Raw genomic sequence first — 20,788 nt, forward strand, 5'->3', positions numbered from 1 at the left:
CCTCGCGCGCCTGCTCGGCATCGACGAGGTTGCGGATGCGCACCCAGACGGCGGGCGGGGGCTCCTGCTCGGGCTGCAGTTCGGTCAGGCCGGCCCAGCGGCCCTGCCATACCAGCACGGCCGCGCGCACGGTGGCGTGCTCGCGGGCCAGGGTTTCGAGGCGGCGGCGCGCGCCGCCGCGCAGCGTGCCGAGCGCGTAGGCCGCGGCCAGGCGCTCCAGCAATTCGGGGTGGCGGTTCAGATCCATGGCGGGCCTGCCTTCATGTCCATGTCGTTCGCGGGCGCATCACGCATAGCGCGCCATGCAGTCGCGCAGTTTCTCGAGGCTGCGCCGGATCCAGGTCTTCACGGTGCCCAGGGGCAGCTGCAACTGCTCGGCCAGCTCGCCGTGGCTCATGTCGCGCAGGTAGGCCAGGCTCACCACCTCGCGCTGCCGGTTCTCGAGCCGGCCCAGGCACTGGTGCAGCGCCGTGGCTTCCTGGCTCGCCTCGGTCAGGTCGGCGGGCGTGGGATCGCCGCCCTGCAGGGTCTGGGCCACCGCGTCGTCGAACTCCTGCGTGAGGTGCGCGCGGTCGGAGACGCGGCGTCGCAGGTGGTCGAGCGCGCGGCTGCGCACGATCATGCCCATCCACGCCAGGGGCGGGCTGAGCGTGGCGTGGTAGCCCGCGGCCGTGCGCCAGATGGCGAGGAACGCCTCCTGGAGCACGTCCTCGGCCGCCTCGCGCTGGCCGACGACGCGCAGCGCGACACCGTACAGCCGCGAGCCTGCGCGGTCGTAGAGAAGCTTCAGCGCGGCGTCGTCGCGCCGCGCGACGCGTTCGATGAGGTCCATCAGTTCCTGATCCGTGCAAGGCGTGCCCATCCGCCGATTGTGAGGGAAAGGCGGAGCTTCCGGGCCGTGCGCGCCGCCATGGAACGTGATACGCGCGCCGGCCGCGTCCGGATACAAGCCCCCGCGCGGCGCCGGGTCATCCAGGGGAAATCGCGCGGATCTGAATCCAGTCCGGCGCGGCCCGCGTACAGGAGGTGACCCCGCCCGGAAAGCAGAATGGACAACAGACCGGGAGGCCGCGCCACAGCGCGGGGACGGCTGGTCCGGAGGGTTCCGGCCGCACGGTGTCCGGTTTCCCGTGCGCTTGCGTTTCCTTTTCCACACACAACCAAGGAGTGTTTCCATGCGAGTCCATCTTCCCATCGCGATCGCCGCCACCCTGGCCCTTGCCGCCTGCAGCCACATGGACAGCGCCCCCATGGCGCCGTTCTCGCAATCGTCGCTGCCCTCGGCCGTGCAGGTGCCCGCGGGCCACAAGGTGGCCCTCGAAACCGTGGGCAAGGGTGAGATCACCTATGAATGCCGCGCGAAGAAGGACATGCCGAGCGACTATGAATGGGTGTTCGTCGGACCGGATGCGAAGCTCATGGACCGCAAGGGCGGCATGGTCGGCCGCTACTTCGGCCCGCCCGCCACCTGGGAGAGCAGTGACGGCTCCAAGGTGACCGCCACGCAGGTGGCCGTGGCGCCCGCGGGCACCGGCAACATCCCGCTGCAGCTGGTGAAGGCCAACCCCGCCACCGGCATGGGCGCGATGCAGGGCGTGTCGTACATCCAGCGCGTGGCCACCCAGGGCGGCGTGGCGCCCGCCATGCCGTGCGCGGCGGCCAACGCCGGCCAGAAGCAGGTGGTGAAGTACCAGGCCGACTACATCTTCTGGCGCGCGGCCTGACCGGCGCCTGCCCGGCGCGGCCGGGCGTGAAGAAAAGAAAAAAGCCCCGGAGGCGGATGCTCCCGGGGCTTTCGTTCGTGGAGCGCGGGAGGCTCAGGCGCCGGGGTGCAGCCGGAACATGGCGACGGTGTCCACGAGCTGCTGCGCCTGCGATCTCAGGCTGCTGGCCGCGGCGGCGCTCTCCTCCACCAGCGCGGCGTTCTGCTGGGTGGCGTTGTCCATCTGGCTCACGGCCTCGCCCACCTGGGCGACGCCCTCGCTCTGCTCGACGGTGGCCGAGCTGATCTCGCCGACGATGCCGCTCACCTTGCGGATGGACTCCACGATCTCGCCCATGGTCGAGCCTGCCTGGTCCACCAGCGCGGTGCCTGTGCCGACCTGCGCCACGCTGGCGGTGATGAGTTCCTTGATTTCCTTGGCCGCGCTGGCGCTGCGCTGCGCCAGGCTGCGCACCTCGCCGGCCACCACCGCGAAGCCCCGGCCCTGCTCGCCCGCGCGCGCGGCCTCCACGGCCGCGTTCAGCGCCAGGATGTTCGTCTGGAACGCGATGCCGTCGATGACGCCGATGATGTCCCCGATGCGCGCCGAACTGCCGTGGATGCCGCGCATCGTCTCCACCACCTGCTGCACCACCACCCCGCCCTGCGTGGCGATGCCGGCCGCGTCCCGCGCGAGCTGATCGGCCTGCCGGGCGTTGTCGGCGTTCTGCCGGACCGTGGAGCCCAGCTCTTCCATCGAGGCGGCCGTCTGTTCGAGCGCGCTGGCCTGGCTCTCGGTGCGCTGGCTCAGGTCGGTGTTGCCCTGGGCGATCTGCACGCTGGCGCTGGCCACGCTCTCCGCGTTGAGGCGGACGGTGCCCACCACGGTGCCGAGCCGGGCCGTCATGGCCGCGAGCGCGTGCAGCAGCCGCGCCACCTCGTCGCGGCCCCGGGGCTCGACGCGCACCGTGAGGTCGCCTTCGGCGACGGCCTCGGCCAGGCGCACGGCCTCGCCGATGGAACGGGTGGTGGAGCGGGTGACCATGACCATGACCCACGATCCCACCGCCAGCAGCACCACCAGCGCGGCGCACAGCAGGGCGAGGCCGCGGCGCAGTTGCGCGATCTGCGCATCCAGCGACTCCTGCAGCACGTCGAACGACACCGCCACCAGTTCGAACTGGGTGTCGATGATCCGCGTCATGCGCGCCACCCATTCGGCCGAAGGCATGCGCAGCGCCTCGGCGCGCACGATGTTCTCGTCGGCCAGCTTGAAGCCCTCCTCGGCCGCCGCGAGCGCGGCGTCGCGGGCCTTCTCCACCGACGCGGGCAGGTGGCCGCCGGCCGCCAGCTCCAGCGACTTGCGCGCCTCGCCGTAGTATTGGCGGACCCGGTCCGAGAGGCCCTCGATGCGCGCACGCTCTTCCGGCGCCACCTCGCCGCGCGCGAGCACCAGCGCGCCGCGGGCGCGCATCTGCCCGAGCGCTTCCGTCAGTTGCGGCAACTGGCCGAGCACGGCCTTCTGCAGGTAGTGCGTGCGGATGTCGGTGTCCCGCGCGAGGCCCGAACTGTTGGCCACGTCGTCGATCAGCCCGAGTTCGCGCTCGATGAGCGCGACGTGCAGCCGGTTGCTGTCGGTCCCGCGCACGCTCTTGCCCGAGACGCCCGCGGCGAGCGTGCTCCATTCGGCGCGGATGCGGTCGAGCCGCTGGTCCAGCGCGGCGTCGCCCAGACCGACCAGCACCTCCCGGGTACGGGAGAGGGACGCCTCCACCTCGGCCTGCTTGGCCTGCCGGGGCGCTGCCGCCGACTCGTTGCCGCCGAGCAGCGAGGCGGAGAGGCCGCGGTGCTGCTGCGTGAGCTGCACCAGCTTGAGCGTTTCCCGCGCGGGGGCGAGCCCGTCGCGTTCGCGCATGGCCGTGTCGACGTCGGCCAGCGTGGTGCGCACCAGCAGCACGGTGGGCAGCAGGAACATCGCGAAGGCGATGCACCCGATCAGTACGAACTTGCGGGAGAACTTCAGGTTTCCGATCCAGGCGGTCATGGGAGCAGTCTTTGGTCGATGGGAGCCACCTTCCCAAAGCGCAAGTGCCAAAACAACACCCGGCGCGCCCCAAAAAAGTGCAAAAGCGCTCCGAAAGTGAGCGCTGCTGCACCAATTTTAGGCAAACAAAGGGTTTTCCCTGTAAGTCAACCTGCTGCAATCAACAACATATCGATATTCAAGATACTTTTTGCATCAAACATACGCGACAGTGGAGGCGCGAAGGTGTCAGGCGGGGAACGTCCCGGGCAGCAGGATGGACCGGTCCACGCGGTGGATGTCCGTGTGGCCGCAGAAGGCCATGGTGATATCGAGTTCCTTCTGCAGGATCTGCAGCGCCCGTGTCACCCCGGCCTCGCCGAACGCGCCCAGCCCATAGAGGAAGCTGCGTCCGATGAGCGTGCCGCGCGCGCCCAGCGCCCAGGCCTTGAGCACGTCCTGTCCGCCGCGGATGCCGCCGTCCATCCACACCTCGATGTCGCGGCCCACGGCATCCACGATGCCCGGCAGCGCGTGGATGGACGACGGCGCACCGTCGAGCTGGCGGCCGCCGTGGTTGCTGACCACGATCGCGTCGGCGCCCGCATCCACCGCCAGGCGCGCGTCTTCCGCATCCATGATCCCCTTCAGGATGAGCTTGCCGCCCCAGCGCCGCTTGATCCACTCCACGTCGCGCCAGTTCAGCCGCGGATCGAACTGCTCGGCCGTCCACGACGACAGCGAGGACAGATCGCCCACGCCCTTGGCATGGCCCACGATGTTGCCGAAGCTGCGCCGCTTCGTGCCCAGCATGCCGAGGCACCAGCGCGGCTTGGTCGCGAGGTCGAGCAGGTTGGCGAGCGTGGGCCGGGGCGGCGTGGAGAGCCCGTTCTTGATGTCCTTGTGGCGCTGGCCGAGGATCTGCAGGTCGAGCGTGACCTGCAGCGCCGAGACGCCCGCGGCCTTGGCGCGGTCGATCAGGCGTTCGACGAAATCGCGGTCGCGCATCACGTACACCTGGAACCAGAAGCCCGGCCCGGCATGCTCGGCCACGTCCTCGATCGAGCAGATGCTCATGGTGGACAGCGTGAACGGCACGCCGAACGCCCGCGCGGCGCGCGCCCCGAGGATCTCGCCGTCGGCATGCTGCATGCCGGTGAGGCCTGTGGGCGCAATCGCCACGGGCATGGCCACGTCCTGCCCCACCATCTTCGTGCGCGTGGTGCGGTTCTCCATGTTCACCGCCACGCGCTGGCGCAGCTTGATCGCCTGGAAATCCTCCGAATTGGCGCGGTAGGTGCTCTCGGTGTAGGAGCCTGAATCGGCATAGTCGTAGAACATGCGCGGCACGCGGCGGCGCGCGACGGTGCGCAGGTCTTCGATGCAGGTGATGCGGGACAGGTCGGTCACGGGAAAGGCTCCTGGTCGTTGTTCTGGGGCGCGCGGCCCCGGCGGGCAGCGGGCGCGGGACCATCGTACCGGCGGATCGGCGCCGCAGGTACTGATGGTTTTTCCGGCACGTTGAGGCTTTTTGCATGGCCGGCCCGCGCGGTCTCAGCGCCGGGCCAGCGCGACGCCCGCGATGGCGACCGCGAAGCCCACCACCTGCAGCGCGCTGAGCGTCTCGCCGAAGATGGCCCAGGCCTGCAGCGCCGACAGCGGCGGCACGGCCAGCACCAGCGCCGCGGTGCGCGTGGCCTCGCCACGGCGCATGAGCCAGATGAACAGCGAGGTGCCGCCGATCGACAGCACCAGCACCGAGTAGGCGAGATAGCCCCAGAGCAGCGGCGAGCCGTCCCAGCGCGGCTCGCCCAGGCACACGGCCATCAGCAACAGCACGGCGATGGAACCCAGGTTCTGCACCGCGCTGGCGCTGCGCAGGTCGCCGGCGGCGAGCGGCGACTTCTGCACCATCGATCCCACGGTGAGCGCGAGGATGCTGCCGGCAGCGGCCAGCAGCACGGGCAGCCCCAGCGCCGCCGCGCCTGCGCTGGCGGACAGGCGCGGCCAGAGCACCATCGCCACGCCGCCGAACCCCAGCCCGAGGCCGGCCCAGGTGCTGGCGCCCAGACGGCGGCGCAGCACGGCCACGGCGATCAGCGCCGTGAACAGCGGCTGCAGCGCGCCGATGAGCGCCATCACGCCCGCCGGCAGTCCGCGCGACATCGACCACCAGCTCGGGCCCACGTAGAGCCCGTTCATGAGCGCGCCCGCGGCCAGGTGCAGCAGAACGCGCCGCGGCCCGCGCGGCCACTCCACGCGCGCCCACCACGCGGCGGCGGCGAACAGCGTCGCCACGCCCACGAAGCGTGCCGCCAGGAACCAGAACGGATCGGCATGCGCGGACACGCCCCGGCCCACGAGGAAGCCGGTGGACCAGATGACGACGAAGAGCAACGGAGCGACGGCGTTCATGGCAAGGGGACAGGGGCGTACGGGAGGTTCACGGGGTCATCGATTTGACGCCCGCGCCGCGCACTTCGACGGGAACCGTGTCGAGCACCCGCCCGCCGGCATCCACCAGTTCGATGCGGTGGCGGCCCGGCCAGGGCAGCCAGGACCATTCCGCGCCGCGCCCGCGCTCCTTTCCGTCGATGCGCCAGCGCACGTCGGCGGCCGTGCCGCCTCCGCCGGCGGTGAACCGCAGGCGCTGGCGGGTGGGAGGGATGTCCGGATCGAGCGCCACGATCGTGCCCGGCGCGGGCGAGAGGATGCGCGGCGCGGGCGCCTGCAGCCCGTCCTGGCCATCGAGGCTCCCATCGCCCGCAGCCGCGCCGGCCGCGGCGCGGGCGCGGCCCCGTGCGGCCATGGTGGTGGCGCCGGACGCTCCGCCATCGACGGCGAAGAGCGGCTGCTGCGTGCCGGCGATGAACCACTCCTCGCGCGCGCTCTCGATCAGGCGCGTGCCGTCCGGCTCGGGCCCGAAGCGCACGGCGGCGCGCACCAGCCCGGGCGGCGGTGCGGGCGCACGGCTGCGCGCCCCGCCGCCCTGCGTGCCGGAGCGGTGCAGCCAGCCCATCACCTCGGCCCACACCGGCGCCGCGCCGCTGGTGCCGCTCACGTCGTGCATCGGCGCGCCGCCGGCATTGCCCACCCAGACGCCCACCGTGTAGCGCTGCGACCAGCCCAGCGCCCAGTTGTCGCGCATGTCCTTGCTGGTGCCGGTCTTCACGGCCGTCCAGAAGCGCGTGGCGAGCACGCTGTCGGTGCCGAAGGTGCGCGCGCGTGCATTGCCGTCGGAGAGAATGTCGCCCACGATGAACGCGGCGCGCGCATCGATGGCCGGTTCCGCGGCCGAAGCGGCGTGCGCGGCGGCGGGCCGCAGCGCCACCGGACCGGCGCGGCCCCCGTTGGCGAGCGCGCGGTAGGCATTCGCCAGGTGCAGGAGCGGCACCTCGGCGCTGCCCAGCGCCAGGCTGTAGCCGTAGTAGTCGCCGGTCTCGCGCAGCGGCAGGCCCAGCGACCGCAGCTGGCGGAAGAACGCATCGGGCGTGACCATCGCCAGGGTGCGCACCGCCGGCACGTTGAGCGACGCGGCGAGCGCGGTGCGCGCGGACACCCAGCCCTTGAACTGCCGGTCGTAGTTCTGCGGAATGTAGAGCCCGGAGGCCGTGGGAATGTAGGCGGGCGAATCCTCGATCAGCGAGGCTGCGGTCATGCGGCGCTGGGCGATCGCCTGCGCGTAGAGGAACGGCTTGAGCGTGGAGCCGGGCTGGCGCGCGGCGGTCACTCCGTCCACTTCGCCGGCCTGGCTGAGCAGGCCCGACGATCCCACCCAGGCCAGCACTTCGCCCGTGGCGTTGTCGAGCACCACCACGGCGCCGTCCTCGACGTGGCGCCCGTGCAGCTCGCGCAGGTGCTGGTGCAGCGACTGGACGGCCATGCGCTGCAGCGGCGCGCTGAGGCTGGAGCGCACCGTGGCGGGAGCCGGCCCCTCGGTGCGCGCGAGCAGGTAGCGCGCGAAATGCGGCGCATCGCCCTCGCTCGCCGCATAGTCGCGGCGCTGCAGGGCCGCGGCCACGAACAGGTCGAGCGCGTCGCAGTCCTCCGGCCGCGGCGCCTTGCCCCCTGCGCCGCCGCCCTGCGCGGCCGGCCCCGTTCCCATGCTGTGCAGCACGCCGCAGGCGCGCCGGGCCACGAGCGCGGGCTGGGCATTGGGCGCGCGCACGAGCGCCGCGGCCACGGCGGCCTCGCGGTCGTCCAGGCCGTGCGGCGCCTTGCCGAACAGCGTGCGCGAGAGCGCGTCGATGCCGACCAGTTCGCCCCGGAACGGCACCAGGTTGAGATACGCCTCCAGGATCTGGTCCTTGCGCCAGCGCCGCTCCAGCACCTGCGCCGCCACCGTCTGGCCGAGCTTCTGCGCCACGGTCCGGCCGCCCGGCCCCTGGCGCCAGTCGCCGTCCAGCAGGCCCGCGAGCTGCATGGTCAGCGTCGAGGCGCCGCGCGTGCGCTGGTTCCACAGGTTGCCCCAGGCGGCCGCGGACACGGCGCGCCAGTCGACGCCGCTGTGCTCGTAGAAGCGGCGGTCCTCGCTGCGCACCAGCGCTTCGCGCAGTGCGGGAGAGATGTCGTCCAGCCCCGTCCACTGTCCGCGCCGCACGGTGTTGTCGGTGCGCAGGCGCTGCAGCACCTCGCCTTCGCGCGACAGTACCAGCGTGTCGGAGGGGCGGTAATCGGCCCGCACTTCGGCATAGCCCGGCAGCGCGCGCGCCGGCAGCGGTAAGCAGAGCGCGAGCAGCAGAAGCGTCAGCGGCAGCGCGGAAGCGAACGGCAGACGCGGGCGCAGCGGCAGCGACGGGCCGGTGGCCGGGCCCCGGACGGCGGTACGAAAGCGGGAGGCGATCCCGGATGTGCGGGCGGCAGTGCGGCGGAACATGTCGGACCGCAGGCTACCACCAATGGCGCCGAAGAGAAGGCCGCCGCGGACAGTCTGCGGCGGCCCGAAACCGGCCCGGGAGGAAGCGGCGCCCCGCCGCTACGGCCCGGGAATGCCGGTCAGAAGGATTCCCAGTCGCCCTGCGCGCCCTGGCCCGCGAGAGCCGGGTTGGGCCCCATGCCGTGGATCTGCGGGGCCGCCGGTTCGCGCGGGGCCGCAGACCGTGCGGGCGCGGCCGGCCTGGCGGCCACCTTGCGCTGCGGCCGCGCGGCCGGTGCGGGAGCACGGGCCGCCAGTGCGGCACGCGCGGCGGCGGTGTCCGCGGCGGCCGACGCGGCGGTCGCGGGAGCCGGGGCGTGGGCGGCCGTGTGCGTCGCATCCAGGCGGAACACGCTCACGGCCTGCACGAGGTCCTGCGCCTGCGACCGGAGGCTGGAGGCCGCGGCGGCCATTTCCTCGACCAGCGCGGCGTTCTGCTGCGTGGTCTGGTCCATTTCCGTGACGGCTTCGCCGACCTGAGACACCCCGGCGCTCTGCTCGCTGCTCGCCGCGCTGATCTCGCCCATGATGTCGGTCACGCGGCGGATGCTGCCCACCACTTCCGTCATGGTGCTGCCGGCCTGGTCGGCCAGTTGCGCACCGCTTTCGATGCGCTCCACGCTGGCGGTGATGAGTTCCTTGATCTCTTTCGCGGCGCCGGCGCTGCGCTGCGCCAGGCTGCGCACCTCGCCCGCCACCACCGCGAAGCCGCGGCCCTGTTCACCGGCCCGCGCGGCCTCCACCGCCGCGTTCAGCGCCAGGATGTTGGTCTGGAACGCGATGCCGTCGATCACGTTGATGATGTCGGAGATGCGGCGCGAGCTGTCGGAGATGCCCTTCATGGTGTCGACCACCTGCGAGACCACCACCCCGCCCTGCTCCGCCACGCCGCTGGCGGCCTGCGCCAGCTGGTTCGCCTGGCGGGCGTTGTCGGCGTTCTGCGACACGGTGGAGCCCAGTTCCTCCATCGATGCGGCCGTTTCCTCCAGCGCGCTGGCCTGGCTTTCGGTGCGGGACGACAGGTCCGAATTGCCCTGCGCGATCTGCATGCTGGCCGATGCCACCGACTCGCTGCCCTGGCGCACCTGGGACACCACGCGGATGAGCGACGCGTTCATGTCGCGCAGGCTCTCCAGCAACAGCCCGACCTCGTCGCGCGCCTTCACCTCGATCTGCTGCGTCAGGTCGCCGGCGGCCACTGCCCGCGCCACTTCCACCGCACGGCCGATCGGGAGGGTGATGGAACGCGTCACCCAGAGGCCCAGGAGCACGGCGACGACCGCGGCCAGGACGGTGCCGGTGACTTCCACCATCAGCGCCGTGTTGCGCGCGGCTTCCGCTTCGGCCATGCGCACTTCCAGCAGATCGTGCTCGGTCTTGGAGAATTCCGCCTGCACCGCACGGAAGCCGTCCATCGCGGCCTTGTCGCGCGCCCGGCCGAATTCGGCCACGAAGGCGTCCAGCGGCACGGTGCCCGCATCCACATCGCGGCGCATCGCCTGCAGCGACTGCATCACTGCGGCGAAATCCGCCTGCCGGGCGCGCAGCACCTCCAGGCGCTTTTGCTGCTCCGGGTTGTCGGAGGTGAGCGCGCGCAGCGACTGCCATGCCGATTCGAACGCCTCTCGGCCCTGGTTCCACGGGCCGAGGAACGACGGATTGCCCGACAGCAGGAAGCCGCGCGCCCCGGTTTCCATGTTGACCACGCCGAGCATCATCTGCTGGGCGCCTTCCAGCACCTTGTAGGTGTGGATGTTCATGTCCCCGGCAGCCTTCAACCGGTTCTGGCTGGTGATGGCCACGCCGATCACCACCAGGAAGATCGCAATCACGCCGCCGAACGCCAGCGCCAGCCGGCGTGCCAGGGGCCAATGGGAAATGTTCATGAAAGTATCCGCTTTCGTACAGCGATGCCGCGCACGACGAGGGGCCGACCATCAGCACCCGCTGCGGTCCCTCCGCAGCAACAACCCGTCATGGGAAGCACTGCCGAGATACTAAATTTACAACTTGATGCGATTTGTAGGCAAGGAACTTACATCACTGTCGACTTCGGTCCGGCACGTGGCGCCGGCTGCACGGCAGGTTTGATGCACCACAAGCCGCATACCCGGCGCGGGCCCCACACTGGTGCATCAGGAGGCACGCCCACGATGCAGCGCAAATTTCCCGAACACCCCGCCCATCCGGAGCGGATCTGCTGGGGTTGCGACCGCTATTGCCCGACCGAGGCGCTCGCGTGCGGCAACGGGTCGGAGCGCACGCAGCACCCTGCGGAGCTGTTCGGCGACGACTGGCTCACGTGGACGCCGCCCGGCAGCCCGCCGCCAGGCGCGGCCAGCGCACCACCCGGTGGTGGAAAAGCGCGCTGAACGCCAGGGCCCGCCGGGCCATGGCGGGGCCGTGTTCCAGGTCCTGGCTGCTCACGCGTTCGGCCGGTCGCCCGCGATCCACCCATCGTACGCATCGGCATCGCGCACCGAGACACCCGGCGTGGCCTGCATGAGCCGCAGGACCTCGGCATGGTCCTGGAGCACCATCGCGCGGATCGAAGGCGCATCCGCCGTCATTTCGCCGCCTGCACCTTCATGCGCGCGTTGGGCGTCTCGCCGAACATCTCGGGTGCGTACATCGCCTCCACGCGCGTCGGCGGCAGTGCGAATTCGCCGACGTTGTTCAGGCGCACGGTGTATTCGGCCGTGAGCGATCCCTTCGAGACGTACTCGTAGTAGCCGCGCCAGGCCTCGAAGCTGCGCTCCTCGAAGGCCAGCCAGCCGCTGCCGCGCTGTTCGCCCTGCGTGGCGATCTCGGAATCGCGGCCCAGGCCGTTGCCGAGGATGGTGGCGCCGCCCGGTATCGGATCGGTCAGCACCACCCAGGTCATGTCGGCGGTGGACGTCACCTCCAGCTTCACGCGCAGCACGTCGCCGCGCGTGTACTGGCCCGCCACCGCCTGCTCCACGGGCGTGACCGTCTTCTTGACGGTGTAGCCCGCGGAGAACGGCGCCTTCAATTGCACCGCGGCCACCGACTGCAGCGTGAGCCAGGGTTTGCCGGTGCCCTGCTGGGTGACGCTCAGCGTCTCCTTGCCGCCCGCGGCGCTCCAGGGCAGGAACATGCCGTTGTGGGTGAGGTTGCCGGGCGCGGCGGGGGCGCCGAACCACGTCGTCTGGTGCGGCGCGCCGGCGGCGCTGGCCGTGGTCACGCGGCCGACCTTGCTCCAGTCCACCGTGGCCGTGTTGCCGCCCATCGCGGCGCGGGTGGTTCCCGTGACCGGCGTGGCCTCGAACTTCGCGCTGAATTTCTCCAGCGCCAGGCCGCCCCACAGGTTGGCGGTGGTGGTGTGCCACGCCCCGCCCTGCTGGCGCGCGATGAAGCCGTTCGCCAGCCGGCCCATGTCGTCCTTCCAGGCCGGATCGTCCATCACCGCCAGCATCAGGCGCGCGGTGTTCACGTCGCCGTTCTGCATCAGCCACCACCAGTAGTCGTCCTGCTCGGTGCTGAACACCAGCTTCGTGCCCTGGTAGGACAGGCGCGCCTTGAGGATCTGCGTGGCCTCGGCCAGGCGCTGCTCGCGCTGCGGTGCATCGGGCACGCGGCGCAGCACGTTCAGCCAGTCGATCACGCTGTGCGTGGGCCATTGGTTGGGCGCCACGGTGATGGACGAGAGCATGCGGCCCGTGGCCTTGCCGTAGCGCGAGAGCGCCTCGATCGCCGCGAGCTTGCGCATGTCCAGGTCCTTGCGCGGGCTCCAGAAGTCGCGCTGGATGCGGCCTTCGACGAAGGCGATCAGGCCGCGCTCCATCGGCGCGCGCACTTCCGGAGACAGCGCGAAGGCCGGGTCGAGGGACGAGGCCTCGTGCGTGGCCGCGAGCAGGTAGGCGGTGAGCGTGTCGCTGCCGCGGTTGCCGCTGCCCGCCTGCGGCGGGAAGTAGCTCGCGAGGCCGTCGCCGTCCAGGTAGGTGGGCAGCTGCCCCACCACGGTCTGCCAGAGCTTGCCGTCGCGCAGGCCCACGGCCTTGCTGGTCTTCTGCTCCAGGCAGATGAACGGGTAGTTGGCGAACCAGTCGCGCACGCCCGGCAGGCCCTCGGCGAGCTTGGGCTGCAGCGACATCTTCAGGCCGCCGCGGCCGGGGATCGCGTCCGCGGGCGGCTTCACGTCGATGCCGAAGCTGCCGTCCACCTGCACGAGCGTGGCCTGCTGCACCGTGAGCGGCACCGCCGGCACGAGGCGCTGCGTGGCCTTGAGCGCGTCGCGCGCGCCGCCGGCCCCGGGCGTCGTGTCGCGCGCCTCGATCTCCCAGAGGATCGCCTCGGCGCGCGTCTGCGCGAGCTGTGGGGGTGCCGTCACGTTCCACGCCACCTCGCGGGCTTCGCCGGCGGGGATGTCCACCGTCTGCTTGTCCAGCGTGAGCAGCGTGGCACGCGGCGCCACCTCGACCTTCATGGCCGCCTTGGTGGTGTTGCGCAGCGTGAACTGGGCGCGGAACTGGTCGTCCTCGCGCACCAGCGGCGGCAGGCCGCTGATGATCTGCAGGTCCTGCGTGGCGCGGATGCTGGTCGATCCCGTGCCGAACAGGCCCGTGCCGGCATCGGCCACCGCGACGATCTTGAAGGTGGTGAGCGCATCGTTCAGCGGCACGGTGACCTGCGCGCGCCCGTTCGCGTCGAGCCGCACCGACGGCTGCCACAGCAGCAGCGTGTCGAGCAGCTCGCGCGTCTGCGCACGGCCCCCACCGCCGCCCGCGGGCACGGCCTTCTTGCCGTAGTGGCGCCGGCCGATGATCTCCATCTGCGCGGTAGACGTCTCCACGCCCCAGGCGCGGCGCTGCAGCATCGCATCCAGCAGGTTCCAGCTGGTGTTGGGCATCAGCTCCAGCAGGGCCTGGTCCACCGCGGCCACCGCCACCTCGGCATTCGCGGCGGGCTTGCCATCGGGCAGCGTGGCGCTGATCATGACCTGCGCCTTGCCGCGCACCGCGTAGCTTTCCTTGTCGGCAGCCACCTTCACCTCGATGCGGTGCGCCTTCGCGCCCACCTTGAGCTCGGCCAGGCCCAGGCGGTAGGCGGGCTTGGAGAGGTCCACCATGGCCGTTGGCGCGACGTATTCCTTGCCCTCGTACCAGAAGGCCGTCCACCACTCGCGCGGCGCCTTGAAGCCCCAGGTGAAGAAGCTGTACCAGGGCACCTCGCGCAGCCGGCCGCGCAGCGCCAGCACGCTCACGTAGACGTTCGGGCCCCAGCCCTCCTCGATCTTGAGCTGCACCGTCGGGTCCTGCCCGTTCAGCTGCACCACGCGCATGTCGATCACGCCCTCGCGCTCCACGCTCACCAGCGCCGTCGCCTGGCGGAACGGCATGCGCACCTGCAGCCGGGCGGTCTCGCCGGGCTGGTAGCTTTTCTTCTCGGGCAGCACGTCGATGCGGTCATGGTCTTCTCCGCCGAACCACAGCTCGCCCTGGCGCGTGACCCAGACGGACGCGGCCGCCTCGGACTGGTTGCCGTCCTTGTCGCGCGCGGTAGCGACCAGTTCCACCTCGCCGGCCTCTTCGAGCTTCGTCTCGCACAGCAGCAGGCCGCGGTTGTCGCTCTTGCCGGTGCAGACCGTGCCCAGGTCCTTGGTCTCGGTCTTGTTGTCGTAGCTGTAGAAGCCGCCCACCATGCGCTTGCGGCTGGTGGTGGTGATGCGGGCGATCGCCTGCACCTGCAGCGGCACGCCTTCCTGCACCTTGCCGTCCAGGCCCAGCGCCAGGGCCTGGAAGCGGATCTTCTGCGCGGCCGAGACCCAGCCTTCGGTCTTGATGCCGGCCACCACTGCGGCGGGCCAGACGGTCTGCGTGCTGCGCAGGGTCTGCACCTCGCCGTTGGGGTCGGAATACGTGGCTTCGAGCACCAGGTCCTGCGCGCGGCGGGCATTCGGAATGTTGTCGATCGCCACCTTGCCCGCACCGTTGCGGTCGAGCGTCACGGCCAGCTTGTCGGCGATCACGCGGGCATCGTCGCCGGCGGCGGGTTCTTCGTCGTCACCGCCCGAGGCGCCCTGGGGCTGGGCGCCCTTGCGGCGCGGCGGCTCGAAGCTGAACGCGTCGAAATCCGGGAACTGCAGCGACTTGCCGCGCACCAGCGCCGATACGCGCACGGGCAGGTTGGCCGCGGCGCCGCCAGCGACATAGTTCACCTGCACGTCGGTGGGCACCGAGCGCGGGCGCACCAGCGGCTTCTTGTCCGCGGGCGCGATGCGGCCTTCCAGCACCGGCAGGCGGAACTCCTCGACGCGGAACTCGCCGGAGGTGAAGCTGCGGCCGCGGCCATCCTCGTCGCCGCGCAATTCGACGCTGTAGACGCCCAGCTTGGCGGCGGGCGGCAGGGCGAAGCTGCTCTCTGCGCTCAGGCCCCCCGTGGGCGTGCGGCGCCACTGCAGCGGCTGCGGGAACTGCTGGCCGCTGCCCACGTGGGTGATGGCGAGCGTGTGCGGCTGGGCATCCGGCAGCCCGAAACCCTGGCGGTTCTGCGTGCGCAGGATGTGCTTCATCGACACCGTCTCGCCGGCGCGCAGCAGCGTGCGGTCGAAGAGGGTGTGCGCGATCTGGTCGGGGTCGGGCTGGCTGCTCGTGGGCACGTTGAAGCGCCACGATTCGATGCCGCGCTGCCAGTCGCTCCAGGTGAAGGCGAGGTCCTGCACGCCGTCCGGCCCCGCGGCGCGCGCGCTCACGAAGTAGGCGCTCATGCCCTCCAGCCCGCCGCGGCCGGGGCAGGACGGCGGCTCGGGCGAAAGGCCCTCGAAGCGGGCGATGCCTTGCGCGTCGGTCCTGGCGGTGGCGAGTTCGCGGCCGTCGCAGGACGACACGCGCACCAGCGCGCCGGGCACCACCTGCCCCTTGTCGAGCGTCGTCACCCAGGCGGCGGCGTTCTCGCGGCCGAGCTTGAAATGCACGCCCAGGTTGGTGACCAGCGCGGTCGTGCGCACGTACATCGTGCGCGCGGCGCCATGGCGCGGGTCCAGCAGCGATTGCCCCAGCATCGGCGAGGCGATCTCGACCACGTGGAAGCCCGCCGCCAGCGGGATGCCGACCACCTCGAAGGGACGCGGATCGCCATTCGCGGGCTTGGGCAGGTCCAGCGTGCGGGCCTGGGGCTGCGCGCCGAGCAGCGACACCATGCGCGACTGCACGCTGCCCTTGTCCTCGTCCTGCAGCACCTGCGGCAGTGCGCCGCGCGCGTCGCGGCGCGCTTCATCGCGCGGCACGAGGTAGTCGTCGTAGCGGCGCACCCGGCGGTACCAGGCGATGATGTCCGCATCGGCCGTGGGCTGCAGGGTGCTCACCTTGCCGGCGGGCGCAGTCGTGGCCGTAGCGCCGGAGGCTGCAGAAGCCGCACCGGCCGGTGCCGGCGCCGCGCCGGGCGCCAGGCCGCGCACGCGCAGATCGGCCTCGACGTTGCGCAGCGTCACCGGCAGCAGCGCCGGGCCCTTGTCACCTTCCGCGAAGCGCTCCACCACGCCGAACGGCGCAGCGGCGAACTTGGCGAGCGGCGGCATCGGGCCGGTGGCCACGGCCAGCGGAAAACCGTCCGCATTGCGCAGCGTGCGGCCGGAGGCGTCCTTGAAATCCTTGGGCAGTTCCAGGCGCAGCGAGGTCTGCGGCGTGAAGGGCGGCATGAACTGCACGCCCGTCACCACCGTGTCACCATCGCCCTCGCCGTCCAGTCGCGGCTTGAAGGTTTCCTTGTCGGACTTCAGGCGGATGGCCTCGGCGAGCTTGCGCGGCACCGGGGCGTTGAAGGACAGGCGCATCGGCCGGATCGGCAGGCACGCGGCCTGTGCGTTCTCGCGCTCGCAGCCGAAATCGGCGCTGAAAGGCTCGCGCACCGTGTAGGCATACCGGCGCTCCACCGTGTTCTGCACGCCGCTCGGCGTGGCCACGCCCTTGCCGAACACCAGCTGCACCTTGGTGCCGGAGGTGAGGCGCCGGTTGCAGGCGAGCGCGGCATAGCGCAGCGGCGCCTGCCTGGCGGCGTTCTCCAGCCCCTGCGACTGCAGCAGCGCGGCGCGGTCGGCTCCCTCGATCATGCGCACCGGAATGCGCTCGCCCACGTCCTCGGCCACGCACCAGACGTTGGCCTTCACGCTCTCCACCGTGGCCGGGCCGTTCAGCTGCAGCAGGAAGAACTGTTCCTCGTCGATGGGCTGGTAGGTGCCGGGGCGCACGCTCTGCACGAAGGGCCCGCCGGTGTTGAACTGGTAGCGGGTGGTGCCCGTGAGCGCGGCGCCCGCGGCGGACTTGAAGCCGGGTTTCGCCGTGGCCGTGCAGCGCGTGCCGGGCGGCAGATCCTGCGCGAAGTCGTACACCCATTCGCGCTCGCCGGTCCAGCGCCCGGTGCCTTTCGCGGCATCGCCGCCCTCGCACTCCACCGTGAAGGGCGCCGGTGCCTTCGGATCGCCGAAGTTCACGGCGGCGGCGTCGAACTTGGCCACCACCTGCCGCACGCGCGCCACCTCGCCCTGCGGCGAGAAGCTGGCGACGGAGAGGGCCTGCGCGGCGCTGGCCGCCCCCCAGCCGAGCAAGGCGGCGAATGCCGTGCGGACGATGTGCTGCGTTGTTGTTGTCATGGATGTGCGTGCGGTGGCGCGCCCCTCGGGGCGCCTGCGGCAAAGGCAAAAGGCAAACCCCGAAAGCGTAGCCCATCGGCAGGGCCCCCACCACCGGCCGCCACGCTGAGTTGTAAACGGCCTACACGGGCACGGCGGGACGCATCCCACAATCGCGGGGCGCCTTCATGCGCGCTCCCGCCCATGCCCGACACCCCCTCCAAACGCCGCTGGGAAATCGACGCCGTCCGCGGACTGATGCTGGTCCTGATGACGGTCACGCACCTTCCCACCCGGCTCACGCTCCCTCTCGGCCAGCCGTTCGGCTACGTCTCGGCCGCGGAGGGCTTCGTGCTGCTGTCCGCCTACATGGCGGGCATGGTGTACGGGCGCACCGCCGCACGGCGCGGCGTTCCCGCCATGCGCCATGCCTTCCTGCGCCGCGCCGCCAAGATCTGGGCCTGCCAGGCGGCCACGCTGCTCTTCCTGTTCACCATCATCACCTTCATCGGCGTCGAGGTGAACGAGATCGCCATCAAGGGCCTGCTTACCTTCTACTTCGCGCAGCCGCTGGATGCCCTGATCGGCGGGCTGCTGCTGGTCTACGAGCCTCCGCTGCTGGACATCCTGCCCATCTACGTGCTGTTCATGCTCGCGAGCCCCTGGGTGATGTCGGTGGGGCTGCGCCGCGGCTGGGCTCCGGTGCTGGCCGTGAGCACCTTGCTGTGGCTGCTCGCGCAGTTCGGCCTCTCGCAATGGGTGTACGACGCCGCGAACGCGGTCGTGAAGAACCCCATCCCCTTCCAGGAAACCGGCACGTTTTCGATGTGGGGCTGGCAGTTCCTCTGGGTGCTGGGCCTCTGGATGGGGGCCTCGCGCAACGATCCGGCCGCTCCCGCCTTCACATTTCCCCGCTGGGCGGTGTGGGCAGCCGTGGTCCTGGCGCTGGCGGGCTTCGCCTGGCGCCACGCCATCGGCCAGGTGCCGTTCGGCGACGGCCTGCCGGCCTGGAACCTGGCATTCGACAAGTGGCAACTGGGCCCGCTGCGGGTGCTCAACCTGTTCGCGCTGCTGGTGCTGGCGATCCGGTTCGGGCCGGCGCTGATGGCGCGCCTGCCGCGCATGCGCTGGCTGGAGACGCTGGGCCGTGCCTCATTGCCGGTGTTCTGCGCCCACCTCGTGGTGGTGCTGCTGGTGCTGGGCTGGTTCGGCGCGGACTACCAGCGCCCGTGGCCGGTGGACATCGCCCTGCTGGCCGCCTGCTTCGGCGCGCTCTATGCCGTGGCGCGTGTGACGCTGTGGCTGGACAGGCAACCCGACGACGACACGGTCCCGTCGCCGCCCCCCGTGCCCTACGCGGAAAAGCCGCCGCCGCTCACCCACGACGAGGACGAGCTGCCGCGAGCGCACGAGAGCCTGACCCCCACCGCCAGAACGCTGTAGGAGCGGCTCACACGACCCTTCCGGCGTCGTTGCCGCATCTTGCCGTACTGCTCGTACTGCCTGCGATGCGACGCCTCGCCGGAACCGCTTCGCTGGGTCGTGTGAACCGCTCTCGGGCGCCGCTGAACGATCAGGGACGCGAGCCGGCCACCAGCCCCTGCCCTGCCACGACCGGAGAGGCCGGTGCGGGCACGGCATCCGCCCGCATCTGCGGCATCGGCGCTTGCACCTCCTGCAGATACGGCCGGATCGCCGATTGCCACAGGTCGTAGCCCGCGGCATTCATGTGCAGCCGGTCGGGGCCGAACAGCTCGGCGCGCGGCTGGCCGTCGGCCGCCATCATGGGCGAGAAGATGTCGATGTAATCGGTACCGGGCACGCCGCTGAGGTAGTAGGCGATCAGGGCGTTGGCCTCGCGGATCCGCGGCAGCAGCGCACTGCGCAGCGGGCTCGGCTTGATGGAGACGTAGCTGATGCGCGTGTCCGGCAGCTCCGTGCGCACGGTGCCCGCGAAGGAGCGCAGGCTCTCCAGCACCTGGGCCGGGCTGCGGCCTTCGGCCAGATCGTTGTCGCCCGCATAGACGATGACCTGGCGTGGCCGGTACTGCAGCACCAGGCGCTTCACGAAGTAATTGCAGTCGGCCATGGTCGAGCCGCCGAAGCCGCGGTTGATCACCACGGGCAATTGCCGGAAGTCTTCCCGCAGGTCCGTCCAGAGCCGGATGGTCGAGCTGCCCACGAACAGCACGCCGCCGGCCTGCGGCAGCCCGGCCTGGTCCGCAGCCGCGAAGGCATCCATGCTCGACTGCCAGCGCGCGTAGGGCGCGGGCAGCGCGGCCGTTTCAGCGGCGGCCGGCGCGGGACCGGGCGCAGGCACCGACGTGGGCACGGGCGTCGCCCAGGCGCCGGCGGCCGGCAGCAGCGCGGCGCAGCACACGGCTGCGGCCACGACAGCGCGGCCGCGGCAGGAAAAGCGGGAGGGGCTCAGGGGCATGGAAGCGGCGCTCCGGGAAGTGCAACTGCGTGAGAGCGATTCTCCCGCCCACCATTCCCCGGCGCACACAATTTTTACAATTGAGCGCAGCGACGTTACAAACCGGGGGCCTGAGCCCGGTCTACTGCGGCTGGAAACCGCTCGCCTGGATGATGCGCGTCCAGGCCTGCGTGTAGGCACGCTCGCGCGTGGCCAGTTGCTGCGGCGTCATCGGCGTCACCGTGAGGCCGAGCGCCACGAGGTGCTCGCGCACGTCGGGGCGCGCCAGCACCTGGGCCAGCGCATCGGAGAACTGCTGCACGGCCCGCGCGGGCGTGCCGGCCGGCGCGTAGAAGCCGTAGTAGGGAAGATCCTCGAAGCCTTTCAGGCCGAGTTCGCCGAAGGTGGGCACGTCGGGCAGCGCGGCCTGCCGCTGTTCGCCCAGCACGGCCACGATGCGCAGCTTGCCGGCCCGGTGGTTCTCCAGGAAGTCGGGCACCGAGCCGACGCCGGCCGCGATCTGGTTGCCCAGCATGTCGCCCATCATCGGCGCGCTGCCGCGGTACGGCGCGGACACCAGGTCGAGCTTGAAGCGCTCACCGACCAGCTTCACGAGGAATTCGGGCGTGGAGGCCGGCGCGGGAATCCCCACCGCGCTCTTGCCGCCCTGCGCCTTCACCCAGGCGACGTAGTCGCCGAAGCTGCGGGCCGGCGTGCCGCCGGAGACGGCGAACGCGTTCACGAAGGTGGCCACGCCGCCCACGCCGATGAAATCCTGCGCCGGATCGAAGCCCGGATGCTTCACCACCTGCGGCAGGATCGAGATCGTGTGGTCGTGCGTGAAGAACAGCGTATTGCCGTCGGGCACCGAGGTCTTGAGCACCTGCGCGGCGATCTGCCCGCCCGCGCCGGGCCGGTTCTCCACCACGACCGGCACGCCGAGCACGTCCTTGAGCCTGTCGGCCAGCAGGCGCGCGATCGCGTCGGAGCCCCCGCCGGGCGGAAAGCCCACGAGGATGCGCAGCGTCTTGCCGCCCTGGGCCAGCGCCGCGAGCGGCAGGCCCGACGACGCCAGCGCGGCGCCGGCAAGGGTGGCATGGGAGAGCAGGCGGCGGCGGGAAAGGGTCATGGCGGGGCTCCGGTCC

13 protein-coding genes and 1 pseudogene are annotated in these 20,788 nt (G+C 71.3%); 3 read left to right on the plus strand and 11 right to left on the minus strand.

Going from position 1 to position 20,788, the window contains the following annotated elements:
• A pseudogene (locus Q9R47_RS21740) lies at positions 1–247 on the minus strand (RNA polymerase subunit sigma-70); the annotation flags it as partial.
• Between the two features lie 39 nt (positions 248–286).
• Positions 287–862 (minus strand): sigma-70 family RNA polymerase sigma factor, encoded by a 576-nt coding sequence (locus tag Q9R47_RS21745; protein WP_311235202.1) that lies wholly within the window; start codon positions 860–862, stop codon positions 287–289.
• Positions 863–1,175: 313 nt separating this feature from the next.
• Here Q9R47_RS21745 and Q9R47_RS21750 point away from each other — a divergent pair, with 313 nt between their 5' ends.
• Positions 1,176–1,724 carry a DUF3455 domain-containing protein gene (locus Q9R47_RS21750; RefSeq protein WP_311235203.1) on the plus strand — a complete coding sequence of 183 codons (549 nt, stop codon included), beginning with the start codon at positions 1,176–1,178 and terminating at the stop codon, positions 1,722–1,724.
• 93 nt (positions 1,725–1,817) lie between these two features.
• Here Q9R47_RS21750 and Q9R47_RS21755 read toward each other — a convergent pair whose 3' ends face one another.
• From Q9R47_RS21755 to Q9R47_RS21775, 5 genes are all read right to left on the minus strand, one after another.
• Entirely contained in the window at positions 1,818–3,746 is a 1,929-nt protein-coding gene (locus tag Q9R47_RS21755) for a methyl-accepting chemotaxis protein (protein ID WP_311235204.1), read from the minus strand.
• A gap of 228 nt (positions 3,747–3,974) precedes the next feature.
• Positions 3,975–5,135, minus strand: a complete 1,161-nt coding sequence (locus Q9R47_RS21760; protein WP_311235205.1) for an alpha-hydroxy acid oxidase — start codon at positions 5,133–5,135, stop codon at positions 3,975–3,977.
• Between the two features lie 144 nt (positions 5,136–5,279).
• Complete coding sequence (locus Q9R47_RS21765; RefSeq protein ID WP_311235206.1) at positions 5,280–6,140, minus strand: DMT family transporter; 861 nt, start codon at positions 6,138–6,140, stop codon at positions 5,280–5,282.
• A 28-nt stretch (positions 6,141–6,168) separates the two neighbouring features.
• The gene (gene pbpC, locus Q9R47_RS21770; protein ID WP_311235207.1) at positions 6,169–8,601 is read right to left on the minus strand and encodes a penicillin-binding protein 1C; all 2,433 of its coding nucleotides are present in this window, start codon (positions 8,599–8,601) and stop codon (positions 6,169–6,171) included.
• Positions 8,602–8,720: 119 nt separating this feature from the next.
• Positions 8,721–10,526: a methyl-accepting chemotaxis protein gene (locus tag Q9R47_RS21775; protein WP_311235208.1), complete on the minus strand. Its 1,806-nt coding sequence runs from the start codon at positions 10,524–10,526 to the stop codon at positions 8,721–8,723.
• A 267-nt stretch (positions 10,527–10,793) separates the two neighbouring features.
• Here Q9R47_RS21775 and Q9R47_RS21780 point away from each other — a divergent pair, with 267 nt between their 5' ends.
• Positions 10,794–11,012 (plus strand): DUF3079 domain-containing protein, encoded by a 219-nt coding sequence (locus Q9R47_RS21780; RefSeq protein ID WP_160049170.1) that lies wholly within the window; start codon positions 10,794–10,796, stop codon positions 11,010–11,012.
• Positions 11,013–11,063: 51 nt separating this feature from the next.
• Here Q9R47_RS21780 and Q9R47_RS21785 read toward each other — a convergent pair whose 3' ends face one another.
• Both Q9R47_RS21785 and Q9R47_RS21790 read right to left on the minus strand, forming a co-directional pair.
• A complete protein-coding gene (locus tag Q9R47_RS21785; protein WP_311235209.1) occupies positions 11,064–11,210 on the minus strand; it encodes a hypothetical protein in 147 nt (48 codons plus the stop codon).
• Positions 11,207–17,248 (minus strand): MG2 domain-containing protein, encoded by a 6,042-nt coding sequence (locus Q9R47_RS21790; protein ID WP_311235210.1) that lies wholly within the window; start codon positions 17,246–17,248, stop codon positions 11,207–11,209. The genes Q9R47_RS21785 and Q9R47_RS21790 overlap by 4 nt, the downstream gene beginning before the upstream one ends.
• A gap of 183 nt (positions 17,249–17,431) precedes the next feature.
• On the opposite strand from Q9R47_RS21790, the gene Q9R47_RS21795 reads away from it, so the two are divergent.
• On the plus strand, positions 17,432–18,670 hold the full coding sequence (locus tag Q9R47_RS21795) for an OpgC domain-containing protein (RefSeq protein ID WP_311235211.1): 1,239 nt from the start codon (positions 17,432–17,434) through the stop codon (positions 18,668–18,670).
• Positions 18,671–18,800: 130 nt separating this feature from the next.
• Here Q9R47_RS21795 and Q9R47_RS21800 read toward each other — a convergent pair whose 3' ends face one another.
• On the minus strand, positions 18,801–19,664 hold the full coding sequence (locus Q9R47_RS21800; RefSeq protein WP_311235212.1) for an SGNH/GDSL hydrolase family protein: 864 nt from the start codon (positions 19,662–19,664) through the stop codon (positions 18,801–18,803).
• Between the two features lie 121 nt (positions 19,665–19,785).
• On the minus strand, positions 19,786–20,772 hold the full coding sequence (locus Q9R47_RS21805; RefSeq protein ID WP_311235213.1) for a Bug family tripartite tricarboxylate transporter substrate binding protein: 987 nt from the start codon (positions 20,770–20,772) through the stop codon (positions 19,786–19,788).
• Positions 20,773–20,788: the final 16 nt, after the last annotated feature.

This window comes from Acidovorax sp. PRC11, assembly GCF_031844105.1.
Taxonomy (GTDB): domain Bacteria; phylum Pseudomonadota; class Gammaproteobacteria; order Burkholderiales; family Burkholderiaceae_C; genus Paracidovorax.

What these genes read in the sequence shown, in the direction of transcription:
- Q9R47_RS21790 (WP_311235210.1), bottom strand. Translation starts at nt 17,248, where the DNA reads ATGACAACAACAACGCAGCACATCGTCCGCACGGCATTCGCCGCCTTG.
- Q9R47_RS21775 (WP_311235208.1), bottom strand. Translation starts at nt 10,526, where the DNA reads ATGAACATTTCCCATTGGCCCCTGGCACGCCGGCTGGCGCTGGCGTTC.
- pbpC (WP_311235207.1), bottom strand. Translation starts at nt 8,601, where the DNA reads ATGTTCCGCCGCACTGCCGCCCGCACATCCGGGATCGCCTCCCGCTTT.
- Q9R47_RS21750 (WP_311235203.1), top strand. Translation starts at nt 1,176, where the DNA reads ATGCGAGTCCATCTTCCCATCGCGATCGCCGCCACCCTGGCCCTTGCC.
- Q9R47_RS21805 (WP_311235213.1), bottom strand. Translation starts at nt 20,772, where the DNA reads ATGACCCTTTCCCGCCGCCGCCTGCTCTCCCATGCCACCCTTGCCGGC.
- Q9R47_RS21755 (WP_311235204.1), bottom strand. Translation starts at nt 3,746, where the DNA reads ATGACCGCCTGGATCGGAAACCTGAAGTTCTCCCGCAAGTTCGTACTG.
- Q9R47_RS21780 (WP_160049170.1), top strand. Translation starts at nt 10,794, where the DNA reads ATGCAGCGCAAATTTCCCGAACACCCCGCCCATCCGGAGCGGATCTGC.
- Q9R47_RS21800 (WP_311235212.1), bottom strand. Translation starts at nt 19,664, where the DNA reads ATGCCCCTGAGCCCCTCCCGCTTTTCCTGCCGCGGCCGCGCTGTCGTG.
- Q9R47_RS21745 (WP_311235202.1), bottom strand. Translation starts at nt 862, where the DNA reads ATGGGCACGCCTTGCACGGATCAGGAACTGATGGACCTCATCGAACGC.
- Q9R47_RS21795 (WP_311235211.1), top strand. Translation starts at nt 17,432, where the DNA reads ATGCCCGACACCCCCTCCAAACGCCGCTGGGAAATCGACGCCGTCCGC.
- Q9R47_RS21785 (WP_311235209.1), bottom strand. Translation starts at nt 11,210, where the DNA reads ATGACGGCGGATGCGCCTTCGATCCGCGCGATGGTGCTCCAGGACCAT.
- Q9R47_RS21765 (WP_311235206.1), bottom strand. Translation starts at nt 6,140, where the DNA reads ATGAACGCCGTCGCTCCGTTGCTCTTCGTCGTCATCTGGTCCACCGGC.